General features: G+C 60.4%; 9 protein-coding genes and 1 riboswitch. Of the genes, 6 read left to right on the forward strand and 3 right to left on the reverse strand.

Annotated features, from left to right (window positions below; translation table 11 throughout):
* The first annotated feature begins 12 nt into the window (after window positions 1-12).
* On the forward strand, window positions 13-831 hold the full coding sequence (locus AACY44_RS04705; protein WP_339417550.1) for a M48 family metallopeptidase: 819 nt from the start codon (window positions 13-15) through the stop codon (window positions 829-831).
* A gap of 68 nt (window positions 832-899) precedes the next feature.
* Here AACY44_RS04705 and AACY44_RS04710 read toward each other — a convergent pair whose 3' ends face one another.
* The 3 genes from AACY44_RS04710 to AACY44_RS04720 form a co-directional block, all read right to left on the reverse strand.
* Window positions 900-1,484, reverse strand: a complete 585-nt coding sequence (locus AACY44_RS04710) for a TMEM165/GDT1 family protein (RefSeq protein WP_339417552.1) — start codon at window positions 1,482-1,484, stop codon at window positions 900-902.
* An 88-nt stretch (window positions 1,485-1,572) separates the two neighbouring features.
* A riboswitch (yybP-ykoY riboswitch) is annotated at window positions 1,573-1,694 on the reverse strand.
* 50 nt (window positions 1,695-1,744) lie between these two features.
* Entirely contained in the window at window positions 1,745-2,743 is a 999-nt protein-coding gene (locus AACY44_RS04715; RefSeq protein WP_339417553.1) for a class I SAM-dependent methyltransferase, read from the reverse strand.
* A gap of 30 nt (window positions 2,744-2,773) precedes the next feature.
* Window positions 2,774-3,739, reverse strand: a complete 966-nt coding sequence (locus AACY44_RS04720) for a 2-hydroxyacid dehydrogenase (protein ID WP_339427149.1) — start codon at window positions 3,737-3,739, stop codon at window positions 2,774-2,776.
* An 84-nt stretch (window positions 3,740-3,823) separates the two neighbouring features.
* Between AACY44_RS04720 and AACY44_RS04725 the strand changes: the two genes are divergently transcribed.
* The 5 genes from AACY44_RS04725 to AACY44_RS04745 all read left to right on the forward strand — a co-directional run bounded on the left by AACY44_RS04725 (window position 3,824) and on the right by AACY44_RS04745 (window position 12,824).
* Window positions 3,824-4,456, forward strand: coding sequence for a LysE family translocator (locus tag AACY44_RS04725; protein ID WP_339417556.1), 633 nt, complete (start codon window positions 3,824-3,826; stop codon window positions 4,454-4,456).
* Between the two features lie 175 nt (window positions 4,457-4,631).
* Entirely contained in the window at window positions 4,632-6,314 is a 1,683-nt protein-coding gene (locus AACY44_RS04730) for a fatty acid--CoA ligase (protein WP_339417557.1), read from the forward strand.
* Between the two features lie 331 nt (window positions 6,315-6,645).
* Window positions 6,646-8,514, forward strand: coding sequence for a DUF1302 domain-containing protein (locus AACY44_RS04735; protein ID WP_339417558.1), 1,869 nt, complete (start codon window positions 6,646-6,648; stop codon window positions 8,512-8,514).
* A 29-nt stretch (window positions 8,515-8,543) separates the two neighbouring features.
* Window positions 8,544-9,908, forward strand: a complete 1,365-nt coding sequence (locus AACY44_RS04740; RefSeq protein WP_339417560.1) for a DUF1329 domain-containing protein — start codon at window positions 8,544-8,546, stop codon at window positions 9,906-9,908.
* 186 nt (window positions 9,909-10,094) lie between these two features.
* Window positions 10,095-12,824, forward strand: a complete 2,730-nt coding sequence (locus AACY44_RS04745; RefSeq protein ID WP_339427148.1) for a LuxR C-terminal-related transcriptional regulator — start codon at window positions 10,095-10,097, stop codon at window positions 12,822-12,824.
* Window position 12,825 lies beyond the last annotated feature (1 nt).

Raw genomic sequence — 12,825 nt, forward strand, 5'->3', positions numbered from 1 at the left:
GGGAGAGTGTTCATGAAGAAGTCATTGGTGATAAGTGGTTTGGTTGCAGCGATGCTGCTGGCCGGGTGTCAGTCGGTCAATACCACCAGCGGCGGTGCCGTTGGAGTGGAGCGCAAGCAGTACATGTTCAGCATGCTGTCGAGCCAGGAAGTCGACCAGATGTATGCCCAGTCCTACCAGCAGACGTTGGGCGAAGCCAGCAGCAAAGGCCAGTTGGACAAGACCAGTGCCAACGCCAAGCGCGTGCAGGCCATTGCCAAGCGTTTGATCGCCCAGGCGCCGACCTTCCGCCCCGATGCTGCGCAGTGGAAGTGGGAAGTGAACCTGATCAAGAGCGACGAGATGAACGCCAACTGTGGGCCTGGCGGCAAGATCTTCGTGTACAGCGGGTTGATCGATAACCTCAAGCTCACGGATGACGAACTGGCCGCCGTGATGGGCCATGAAATCGCCCACGCCTTGCGTGAGCATGGCCGCGAAGCCATGTCCAAGGCCTACGGGATCGAGATTGCCAAGCAGGGCGCCGGTGCGTTGTTCGGCCTCGGCCAGGACAGCCTGGCACTGGCCGACACGGTCGCCAACTACGGCATGACCTTACCCAACAGCCGCAGCAATGAAAACGAAGCGGACTTGATCGGCCTGGAACTGTCGGCCCGCGCCGGCTACAACCCGAACGCGGCCATCACGCTGTGGAACAAAATGGCCAAGGCTTCGGAAGGCGCACCGCCGGAGTTCATGAGTACTCACCCGGCTTCCGACAGCCGGATTGCCTCGTTGCAGGCGGCGATTCCGAAGGTGATGCCGCTTTACCAGCAGGCCAGGAAGTCTTAGGGTTTTAGCGGCAAGCTTCAAGCTGCAAGAAAAGGTACTGCTACCGTCTTGCAGCTTGCAGCTTGTAGTCAGACCCATCCGCTGCTTTGCATGGCCTTGTACACTGCCACGATAGCCAGGATGAAAAACGCCGTAGCTGCCAACCGGCGAATCAAGGTCAACGGCAGTTTCTCCGCCGCAAAATTACCCGCCAATACCACCGGCACGTTGGCAATCAGCATGCCCACGGTCGTCCCGATAATCACCAGCCAGAGTTCCGGATACTGCGCCGCCAGCATGACCGTGGCGATCTGCGTCTTGTCTCCGATCTCGGCGAGGAAGAACGCAATCAGTGTGGTCAGGAACGGCCCGAATTTACGCGTGGTGCTGGCTTCGTCATCGTCGAGTTTGTCCGGTACCAGGGTCCACAGGGCCGTGGCGCAGAAGCTTGCCGCCAGGATCCAGTGCAATACCGCGTCCGAGAAGAAACTTCCGAACCAGGCGCCAACGGCACCTGCGGCCGCGTGGTTGGCCAGGGTCGCGGCAACGATGCCGGCGATGATCGGCCAGGGCTTGCGAAAGCGAGCAGCAAGGATGAGCGCGAGCAGTTGCGTCTTGTCGCCGATTTCGGCCAAGGCAACGACTGCAGTAGGAACGAGTAATGAATCCAGCATCAGGTAGGTTTCCAGGGGCGGGTCGACACGGCTATGACACGTACAGCCTTCCCGCCCCGGGTAAGGTGTGCGTGTCATAGGTCTTGTCAAACCCCGGTCCGTCTGTGCGGACTCCTGGGTCGCATACGCCATGGTCTGTTGACCAAGTATGTTGACGTATGCCGGACGAGCGTGGCGCTCGTGGGAGACTACTCCCCTAGGACGGAGCGGATTCTGCCTAGGCAAAATCCATTCGGCAAGCCTTCTTTTTCAAACGCCCGTCAGCCGCGCTTGGCACGGTAGATGCGAAAACCATTGCCTTCGGCCTTGACCGCACAGATACCCAAGTGCTCTTCAATCAAGGGTTGGTACTTGAGGAAGCTGTTCGCGACTACGCGCAGTTCGCCGCCTTTTGCCAGATGTTTGCTGGCTTTTCGCAGCAGGTTTTCTGTGGCGAAGTAATCGGTGTGCACCCCGACATGGAACGGCGGGTTGGTCAGGATCGCGTTCAAACCCATCGGCGCTGCGTCAATGCCATCACCGGTCAGCACCTCGGCTTCCAGGCCATTGGCGGCCAGGGTCAGACGACTGCTGGCGGCGGCAAACGCATCCACGTCGAGCATCGTTACGGTGTTGTGCGGGTAGCGGCGTTTTACCGCAGCACCCAGCACACCGGCACCGCAACCGAAGTCCAGCAGATGGCCGCTCGGCAGTTTATCCAGGTGCTCCAGCAACAGCTCGGTGCCGCGATCCAGGCGACCATGGCTGAACACACCGGGCAAGCTCACCACCTTGAGTGGCCCTTCAGCCAAAGGCACGTCGAACACCTGAGCCAGGCTCTCCAGCTCGACCGCTTGTGGGGCATTGGCCACGGTGACTTGCCACAGTTGGCAATGCCGCGCGTTGTCGAGCTTGCGCGGTTTGCCAAAGGGAATCATCTGCTTGGCGGCGCTTTCGATACCGCCTTTTTTCTCCCCCACCAGATACACCTCGGCGCCGGGCAGGCGCGCGGCCACGGCGTTAAGCAGGTAGTCGGTGAGGTCCTTTGACTTAGGCAGGAAGATCACCGCCGCGTCGAATTCGCGCTCAGGCACATTCACGCCGAATTGGCAGCGCTCGGGGAAGCGCGCGTCCAGCGCCGCCTGGTCGCCGGCATGCCAGCACCAGCCGTGCGCGTTGGGCAGGCGACCGAGCAGGTCGTCGGCGGGCAAACCTACCAACAGCAGGTTGCCTTGAAAAAGTTCGGCCTGACGAAGCAGTACTTCACTGCGCGGATCCATGGTCTGCTCCTCGAAAAGGGGCGCAGTTTATCAACTCACGACGCGCAGCGGGGCGCCGCTGAAAAAGCCCCGGGCGTTTTCCGCCAACTGGCCGACAATGCGCTGGCGCGCCTCGCGACTGCCCCAGGCATTGTGCGGGGTCACGATCAGCCGGGGAATATCGCCGGCCAGCAGCGGGTTGCCGTTCACCGGCGGCTCTACGCTCAGCACATCGGTCGCCGCGCCGCCCAGGTGGCCGTTACGTAACGCATCGGCCAAGGCTTGCTCGTTGATCAAGCCACCGCGCGCGGTGTTGAGCACAAACGCGCCGGGCTTGAGCAGCGCCAGCTCGCGGGCGCCGATTACGTCGCGGGTGTGGTCGTTGAGGGGGCAGTGCAAGGTGAGCGCGTCAACCTGCGCCAACAGCTCATCCAGGGGAACGCGATCAGCGCGGGCCGGGCGGCCCGGAATGGCTCCCAGTAACACGCGCATGCCAAAGGCTTCAGCCAGGCGCGCGACCGCGCTTCCCAATTCACCGTGGCCGAGCAAGCCAAGGGTTTTACCTTCCAGCTCGACAATCGGATGGTCCAGCAGGCAGAACTGTTTGGCTTGCTGCCACTGACCGGCGCCCACATCCCGTTGATAATCCTTCAAGCGCGTCGCCAGGTTGAGCAACAGCATGATCGTGTGCTGCGCCACGGACGGCGTGCCGTAGCCCTGGCAATTGCTCACGGTAATGCCGTGCGCGCGGGCGGCCTCGAGGTCGACGTTATTGGTGCCGGTGGCGGACACCAGGATCAGCTTGAGCGCCGGGCAGGCCGCCAGGGTTTCGCTGTTGAGGGCGATCTTGTTACTGATCGCAACCTGAGCGCCTTGCAGGTGTTCGATCACGTTCAGCGGCGTGGTGTCGCTGAACAAGTGCAGGTCGCTGAAGCTGTTGCGCAGTTCGCTGAGGTCGAGGTCCCCCAAATCCAGCGACGGGTGATCAAGGAAGACGGCGCGGCGATTGTTCGTCATCAACTGTACCTTTTGCGACAGGGTTTGAAGGCGTAATCTGTCGAGACTATCAGATGAAATAATCCGTTACTTAATGGAGTGAGTATGTACGCCACCGAGTTTTTGACCGTAGCGCTGATTCACTTATTGGCGGTGGCCAGCCCCGGCCCGGATTTCGCGGTGGTGGTGCGTGAGAGCGTGACCCACGGCCGTCGCGCCGGGACCTGGACTGCGCTGGGCGTGGGCTCGGCTATTTTCCTGCATGTGGGTTATTCGTTGCTCGGTATCGGCTTGATCGTGTCCCAATCCATCGTGCTGTTCAACGCGCTGAAATGGGCGGCGGCCGCCTACTTGCTGTACATCGGCTTCAAGGCCTTGCGCGCGCAGCCGGCCAAGCCCACGGGCGAGGGTGAATTGCATCGCGAAGCGGGCGAACGCACGCCCCGTGGCGCGTTTACCGCAGGTTTTGTGACCAATGGCTTGAACCCCAAGGCCACGTTGTTCTTCTTGTCGTTGTTCACCGTGGTGATCAACCCGCACACGCCACTGGCGGTCCAGGCCGGTTACGGCGTGTACCTGGCGGTGGCTACGGCGCTGTGGTTCTGCCTGGTGGCGATGTTGTTCAGCCAGCAACGCGTGCGCGCCGGGTTTGCGCGGATGGGGCATTGGTTTGATCGGACCATGGGTGCGGTGTTGATTGCGATTGGGGTGAAACTGGCGTTTACCAGCATGAAGTAAACGACATTCTCGAGTGAGCACCGCCGCATTGGATCTTAGTAAGGCTTCAGTGCTGGCGCAAAGCTAGCATTCGCTGGGTTCTGCAAATCATTCCTTTGGCTGATTTGGCTGAAACATAAGGTCTCTAAAGTGCAGGTCTTCAAGCCAAGACCGTGCAGTCATAAAAGGGATTCGTATGTTGCAGACCCGTGTCATTCCGCCCGCCGAAGGTGCGTACCAATACCCGCTGCTGATCAAGCGCCTGCTGATGTCCGGGACCCGCTACGAGAAAACCCGGGAAATCGTCTACCGCGATAAATTGCGCTACACCTATCCAACCCTGATCGAGCGGGTCGCTCGCCTGGCCAATGTGCTGACAGAAGCCGGGGTCAAGGCCGGTGACACGGTGGCGGTGATGGACTGGGACAGCCATCGCTACCTGGAATGCATGTTCGCCATTCCGATGATTGGTGCGGTGATCCACACCATCAACGTGCGCCTGTCGCCGGAGCAGATCCTCTACACCATGAACCACGCCGAGGACCGCTTTGTATTGGTCAACAGCGAGTTCGTGGGGCTTTACCAGGCCATTGCCGGGCAACTCACTACCGTCGACAAGACGTTGCTGCTCACCGATGGCGAGGCCAAGACCGCCGAGCTGCCAGACCTGGTGGGCGAGTACGAAACCCTGCTCGCCGCCGCCAGCCCGAAGTACGACTTCCAGGACTTCGACGAACACTCCGTCGCCACCACCTTCTACACCACCGGTACCACCGGCAATCCCAAGGGCGTGTATTTCACCCATCGCCAACTGGTGCTGCACACCATCGGCGTGGCCACCATCATGGGGAGCGTCGACAGCGTGCGGCTATTGGGCACGAATGATGTGTACATGCCGATCACGCCGATGTTCCACGTACACGCCTGGGGCCTGCCGTACGTGGCGACCATGCTTGGCCTGAAGCAGGTCTACCCCGGCCGCTACGAACCGGAATACCTGGTGGAGCTGTGGCGCAAGGAAAAGGTCACTTTCTCCCATTGCGTGCCGACCATCCTGCAAATGGTGCTCAATGCAAAAGCCGCCCAGGACGTGGATTTTGGCGGTTGGAAAATCGTCATTGGCGGCAGCGCGCTCAACCGCACTTTGTATGAAGCGTCCAAGGCCCGTGGCATTCAACTGACCGCCGCCTATGGCATGTCCGAGACTGGGCCGCTGGTGTCCTGCGCGCACCTCAACGAAGAGCTGATGGCGGGCACCGAGGATGAGCGCACCACCTATCGCATCAAGGCCGGCGTGCCCGGGCCGTTGGTGGAAGCCGCGATCATCGACGGCGACGGCCATTTCCTGCCCGCCGACGGCGAGTCCCAGGGCGAACTGGTATTACGTGCACCGTGGCTGACCGAAGGTTATTACAACGAGCCGCAGAAAGGCGCCGAGCTGTGGGCGGGCGGCTGGATGCACACCGGCGACGTGGCGACGCTGGACGCCTTTGGCGTGATCGATATCCGCGACCGCATCAAGGATGTGATCAAGACCGGCGGCGAGTGGATCTCTTCCTTGGCCCTCGAAGACCTGGTCAGCCGTCACCCGGCGGTACGCGAAGTAGCGGTGGTGGGCATCGCCGATCCGCAATGGGGGGAGCGTCCGTTTGCGTTGTTGGTGGTGCATGATGGCCATGTGATAGGGGCCCGCGAGCTCAAGGAACACCTCAAGCCGTTCGTGGAGTTGGGCCACTTGAGCAAGTGGGCGATCCCAAGCCAGATCGCTGTTGTTACTGAAATTCCCAAGACCAGCGTCGGCAAGCTCGACAAAAAACGTATCCGCATTGACATCATCGAATGGCAGGCCAACAACAGCACGTTCCTGTCCACCCTCTGAAGCCCCTCGCCGTGCCCGTCCGGGCACGGCAATGCTCTATCTGGCGCCTTTACTTGTGATTTGCCAATTTTCAGCCATCCTTCCCGGGTCGGCCTTCGCCGACATGGCGAAAGGGTCGTGGCAGACGGGTTGGTGATGCAAATCACACTTTAGAGGGATCAAGCACTACCCCCTGCTGGCTATAGTCCCTTCCAGAGTTTTTCAAGGATGCGGTGCTGCGGACCATGGAGGTTCAGTTGCAGTCCGGCATTGGAATCGTTGTATTCCGGCCGTTACAAGCATCAAAGAACGAACTCACTGCCATAACAATAATGCACATGGAGTAGCGTCGATGACCTCAGTAAACCAGTTCTGGCGCCGGGCAAAACTGCCCCTGGCCGTCAGTCTCGCCTCTACGCTCGCCGGGCCCGCATTCGGCGTCAGTTTCAATATCGGTGAAATCGAAGGGAGTTTTGACTCGTCTCTTTCCGTGGGTGCGAGCTGGTCGACAGCCAAGCCCAATCAGGATCTGATCGGCGCCAACAATGGTGGCAATGGTCTGTCCCAGACGTCCGATGACGGCCACCTGAACTTCAAGCGTGGTGAGACGTTCTCGAAAATCTTCAAGGGCATCCATGATCTGGAGCTGAAATACGGCGACACCGGCGTATTTGTGCGTGGCAAGTACTGGTATGACTTCGAACTCCAGGACGAGAGTCGCGAGTTCAAGGACATCAGCAACAGCAACCGCAAAGAGGGCGCCAAGTCCTCGGGCGGGCAAATTCTCGATGCGTTCATCTACCACAACTACAGCATTGCCGATCAGCCGGGTAACGTGCGATTCGGTAAGCAGGTAGTGAGCTGGGGTGAAAGTACCTTCATCGGCGGCGGCATCAACTCCATCAACCCGATCGACGTGTCTGCGTTTCGTCGTCCGGGGGCTGAAATCAAGGAGGGCTTGATTCCGGTCAACATGTTCTATGTGTCGCAGACGCTGACCGATAACTTGTCGGCGGAAGCGTTCTATCAGTTGGAGTGGGACCAGACGGTTACCGATAACTGCGGTACGTTCTTCTCGCAGCCGGACATTGTGTCTGATGGCTGTAAAGACAACCTTCGCGTGCTGAATAGCCGCCGTACGCTACCGGCCGCACTTAACCCAGGGTTGGCGGCTGCGGGTGTTGACGTCAACAACGAGGGCGTGCTGGTTCGTCGTGGGCCCGACCGTGATGCGCGTGACAGCGGCCAATTCGGCGTCGCGTTCCATTACAACTTCGAGCCGTTGGACACAGAGTTCGGCGCCTACTTTATGAACTATCACAGCCGTGCGCCGATTTTCAGTGCGCAGGGTGCTCCGCAATCGGCCTTTACCGGTCCTACGCCTGGACTGCCGCCACAGTTGCGCCCATTGGTTGTCGCGGGCAACTCCAATTACTTCATCGAATACCCAGAAGACATCCGGCTCTACGGTTTGAGCTTCTCCACCACGTTGCCTACGGGTACCGCGTGGAGTGGTGAGTTGAGCTACCGTCCCAATGCGCCGGTGCAGTTGAACTCTACCGATATACTGTTCGCGGGCGTCAAGCCGATTGGCGGGCCAGTATTGGGTAACGCATCCTTGCTCAATGGCAGCCCAGGCCAAGACCTGCATGGCTATCGTCGTAAGGAAATTTCCCAGTTCCAAACCACCTTTACTCACTTCTTCGACCAAGTCATGGGCGCGAGCCGCTTGACGTTGGTGGGTGAAGTCGGTGTTACCCATGTGGGTGGCCTAGAGAGCAAATCGGACGTGCGTTACGGTCGTGACCCGGTCTTTGGTCCAGGCACACTTCCGAACAATGCTTGTGCAGCACTCAACCTCTCTACGGCTCAAGGCGCTGGCTTGGGCAACGCCAACGGCCTGAACACCAACTGCAACAATGATGGTTTCACCACCGCCACTTCCTGGGGCTATCGCGGTCGGGCTATCTGGGAATACCCGGATGCCTTCGCGGGTGTGAACCTCAAGCCGAACGTGGCCTGGTCTCATGACGTCAAGGGTTATTCCCCTGGCCCAGGCGCTAACTTCGAAGAAGGTCGCAAAGCCGTCAGCCTCGGCCTGGACGCCGAATACCAGAACACCTACACCGCCAGCCTGAACTACACCAACTTCTTCGGAGGTGATTTCACGACCGTGAATGACCGCGATTTTGTTGCGCTCAGCCTTGGCGTGAACTTCTAAGCACACTGTATTTTCAGGAAGACCAGAACATGAAAATAACCAAAAGTCTGTTGCACGTAGGTGTGCTTGGGCTGTCGATCCTGGCGAGCAACGTCATGGCGGCCGTCTCGGCGGATGAAGCCGCGAAGCTGGGCACGAGTCTTACCCCGATGGGCGCTGAAATGGCCGGTAACGCCGCAGGCACCATTCCTAAATGGTCGCCGCTGCCAACCAACGCTGGCGCTGTCGACGCCCGCGGATTCCTGGCCAATCCTTACGCCAGTGAACAGCCGCAATTCACCATCACCGCGCAAAATGTCGAGCAGTACAAAGACAAGCTGGCGCCGGGGCAGTACGCGATGTTCAAGCGTTACCCGGACACCTTCAAGATGCCGGTCTACCCAACCCATCGCGGCGCTACGGTGCCAGCGGATGTGTTCGCGGCCATCAAGAAGAACGCCACCACCACTAACCTGGTATCTGGCGGTAACGGCCTGGAAAATTTCGAAACCGCCGTGCCGTTCCCTATTCCGAAAAGCGGCGTGGAGGTGATCTGGAACCACATCACTCGCTATCGCGGGGGCAGCGTGACCCGCTTGGTAACCCAGGCTACGCCGCAAACCAACGGCTCTTTCAGTCTGGTGTATTTCAAAGACCAGTTCGTGTTCCGCGACAAAATGAAAGACTTCGACCCGAAAAATCCGGGCAACGTGCTGTTCTACTTCAAGCAGCAAGTGACCGCGCCGGCCCGTCTGGCCGGTGGTGTGCTGCTGGTGCACGAAACCCTGGACCAAGTGAAGGAGCCACGTTCGGCGTGGGTCTACAACGCCGGCCAACGCCGTGTGCGCCGGGCACCGCAAGTGTCCTATGACGGTCCGGGTACCGCGGCCGATGGCCTGCGTACCTCCGATAACCTCGACATGTACAACGGCGCACCGGACCGCTACGACTGGAAGCTGGAAGGCAAGAAAGAAATCTACATCGCCTCCAACAGCTACAAGATCGACGATCCGAAGCTCAAGTATGCAGACATCATCAAGGCCGGCCACATCAACCAGGACCTGGCTCGCTACGAGCTGCGCCGCGTCTGGCATGTAGTCGCCACCTTGAAAGAAGGTCAGCGCCACATCTACGCCAAGCGTGATTTCTTCATCGACGAAGACACCTGGCAAGCAGCCGTCATCGACCACTACGATGGCCGTGGCCAACTGTGGCGCGTGGCTGAAGCGCATGCTGAGAACTACTACGACAAGCAAGTGCCGTGGTACGCCCTGGAAACCCTCTACGACCTGCAGTCCGGCCGCTACCTTGCACTGGGCATGAAGAACGAAGAGAAGCAGGCGTATGACTTCGGCTTCACCGCCACCACCAGCGACTTCACCCCAGCGGCGCTGCGTCAGGACGGCGTGCGCTAGGCTGAGTTAACCGAGGCAGCCTCCTTGGAAAGAAGCCCCGACCCGTTCGGGGCTTTTTTGTGTGGCGAATTTTTTTGTCGCAGTTCTTTTCAGGCAAATGTTGCAAAGATCTACAAACCTGCTGCTTTTACCGCTAGTCTGCGGACATCTGCAATGCCGACAACAGCCTTCTACAAGAGCCCGGCGATGACTGATCTGTCCCGAATCCAAGGGCCTGCCAGTGCGGTAATCCCCACGCTGGAGGGTCGCTTCTACAGACCACCGCTGCCTGACGGCTATGTGCTGCGTCCGTGCCTGTGCGAACGCCTGAGTGCTGGCCTGGAAGGGCGGCTGCTGCTGGTGAGTGCACCCGCAGGGTTCGGCAAGAGTTCGTTGGCGGTGGAGTTCTGCCAGAGCCTGCCGGCCCATTGGCAAAGCCTGTGGCTGGGCCTGAGCCCACGGGATAACGACCCCGGCCGTTTCCTTGAGCGCCTGCTCGAGGGTCTGCAGCAATTTTTCCCGCAACTCGGCGCCCAATCCCTGGGGCTGCTGAAAATGCGCCAGCGTCACCAACCCTTTGCCTTTGAAGAATGGCTGGACGGCCTGCTCGATGAGCTGACCGTGCACCTGTCCCCGCGCGCGCCGTTGTTATTGGTACTGGATGACTACCATCTGGCCCAGGGGCCCGTGCTCGACCGTTGCCTGCAGTTTTTCCTCAACCACTTGCCCGATGGCCTGGTCGTGCTGGTCACCAGCCGTCAGCGCCCGGACTGGCATCTGGCGCGGCTGCGTTTATCGCGCCACCTGCTGGAGTTGCACGAACAGGATTTGCGCCTGACGCACAGCGAATCCCTGGCGGTGCTGGATCGCCACAGCAGTTCCTTGCGCGGCGAAGCCCTCGACAACCTGATCCGCCGTAGCGAAGGCTGGGTTGCCGGGCTGCGCTTCTGGTTGCTCGCCGCTTCCGAGGCCGGCAACGACGGTGCATTGCCGCAGAGCCTGCATGGCGGCGAAGGGCTGATCCGTGATTACCTGCTGGAAGAGGTGATCGACTGCCTCCCGGCCGAGGTACAGGCGTTTTTGTACGACACGGCCCCTCAGGATCGGTTTTGCAGCGAACTCTGCGACGCGGTGCGCGAAGCCCATGACAGCGCTGAAATCCTGCGTTACCTGCAAGCCCACCAAGTGTTCCTGGTGCCCCTGGACGAGCAGGGCCACTGGTACCGTTATCACCATTTGTTTTCAGACCTGCTGCGCACCCGCCGCGCCAGCAGCAATGTGCTGCCGCCGGCCAGCCTGCACCTACGCGCGTGCCGCTGGTTCAATGCCCAGGGCTTGATCGATGAGGCAGTGGAGCAAGCGTTGCGCGCCGGCCATCTGGATGTCGCCGCCAACCTGGTTCAGAACCTGTCCGAAGAGCAACTGCTGGCCGAGCAGAATGTGGGCATGCTGCTGCGTTGGAAAATGGACTTGCCCGACAGCTTGCTGATCAGCACGCCGCGCCTGATCGTGCTCTACAGCTGGGCCTTGGGCCTGGCCTGCCAGTTGGATGCGGCGGAAGAATTATCCAGCTACCTCAGCCGCTTCCTGCCAGCACCGTCGGCCACCGCACAAAAATCGATGCTGGCACAGTGGCTGGCGCTGAGCGGGATCATCGCCCGGGGCCGGGGCGATCGCGAGCTGACCCAGCGCTATTGCAGCCAGGCGCTGGAAAGCCTGCCGCAACGGCGTTACGGCCAGCGGTTGATGTGCCTGTCGACCCTTTCCAACCTGGCCATTGTCGATGCCGACCTGTGGCGTGCGCGTGGCTTGAATCGCGAATCCCTGGAGTTGGCGCAGCGCGTCGGCAACCCATTGTTCGAGGCCCTGGCCCATTACGATCGTGCGCGGGTGTTACAGGCCCGCGGTGAAATCCTGCGCTCCCTGGATGAAGTGCATCAGGGCCTGCAACGCCTGCAGGGCTTAGCGCCGCAGCGGTTGTACGCGGTGCGCGCGCGGTTGTCACTCTACGAAGGTTTTTTGCTGCTGGTGCGGCTACAACCCGAAGCCGGACTCGCCCGCTTGCGCGCCGGGCTCGTCGAAGCCCGTGCCTGCCGCGACATCAGTGTGTTGATCGGGCATTGCGTGATCGCCAATTTCGAAGGCCGCCGTGGTGACTTCGCCAAAGCCTTTGCTGAACTCGCCGAGGCCGAGCGCCTGATGCATATCTGGGACGTGCCGCCGATCTACTACCTGGCAATGATCACCCTGATTAAATGCGAGCTGTGGCTGGCCCAGGGCCGCACCGATTTGGCCGACGCCTGGCTGATGCGCCTGGGGCAAACCTACAACGGCGAGCAGGCCGCCGCCGCGCCGGAATTTCACCCGCACCTGCCACAACATATCGAGCTTCAACAAGCGGCGCTGGATGCCACTCGCCATCAACCCGTTGCGGCATTGCAACGGCTTGCAGCGTTGGCGCAGCAGGCGCACAACAGCGGCCGCCAGATGATTGCACTGATGGCGCTGACGCAGCAGGCCCAGTTGCTCTTGGAAAGTGGCCAGGAAGCCAAGGCGCGCGCGGTTCTGGTCCAGGCCCTTGAGGCCGGCGCCGGAGGGGCGTTGCAACCTTTCCAGCGCTTGCTGGAAGGGCACCCTGGCTGGATGCGCGAGCAACTGGGCAAGGATGCGCAGGGTCCGCTGAACCAGAGTTTGCTGGTGCGTCTACCGACGATCGTGACACCTGAGATAGCGCCGGCTCACGAAACCTTGAGCGCGCGTGAGTTGGCGGTGCTGAAACTGATTGCCCAAGGCTGCTCGAATCAGGAAATCAGTAACCAGCTCTTCATCTCACTGCACACCGTGAAGACACACGCCAGCCACATCAACAGCAAGTTGGGGGTGGAGCGGCGGACCCAGGCGGTGGCCCGTGCCAAGGCAATGGGCCTGCTGGCGTAGA

Source organism: Pseudomonas sp. RA_15y_Pfl1_P11 (assembly GCF_963970975.1).
Classification (GTDB): domain Bacteria; phylum Pseudomonadota; class Gammaproteobacteria; order Pseudomonadales; family Pseudomonadaceae; genus Aquipseudomonas; species Aquipseudomonas tritici.

Bases quoted from the DNA above. Each gene is read 5' to 3' on its own strand.
- AACY44_RS04705 (WP_339417550.1), top strand. From the start codon at position 13: ATGAAGAAGTCATTGGTGATAAGTGGTTTGGTTGCAGCGATGCTGCTG.
- AACY44_RS04725 (WP_339417556.1), top strand. From the start codon at position 3,824: ATGTACGCCACCGAGTTTTTGACCGTAGCGCTGATTCACTTATTGGCG.
- AACY44_RS04715 (WP_339417553.1), bottom strand. From the start codon at position 2,743: ATGGATCCGCGCAGTGAAGTACTGCTTCGTCAGGCCGAACTTTTTCAA.
- AACY44_RS04735 (WP_339417558.1), top strand. From the start codon at position 6,646: ATGACCTCAGTAAACCAGTTCTGGCGCCGGGCAAAACTGCCCCTGGCC.
- AACY44_RS04740 (WP_339417560.1), top strand. From the start codon at position 8,544: ATGAAAATAACCAAAAGTCTGTTGCACGTAGGTGTGCTTGGGCTGTCG.
- AACY44_RS04710 (WP_339417552.1), bottom strand. From the start codon at position 1,484: ATGCTGGATTCATTACTCGTTCCTACTGCAGTCGTTGCCTTGGCCGAA.
- AACY44_RS04745 (WP_339427148.1), top strand. From the start codon at position 10,095: ATGACTGATCTGTCCCGAATCCAAGGGCCTGCCAGTGCGGTAATCCCC.
- AACY44_RS04720 (WP_339427149.1), bottom strand. From the start codon at position 3,739: ATGACGAACAATCGCCGCGCCGTCTTCCTTGATCACCCGTCGCTGGAT.
- AACY44_RS04730 (WP_339417557.1), top strand. From the start codon at position 4,632: ATGTTGCAGACCCGTGTCATTCCGCCCGCCGAAGGTGCGTACCAATAC.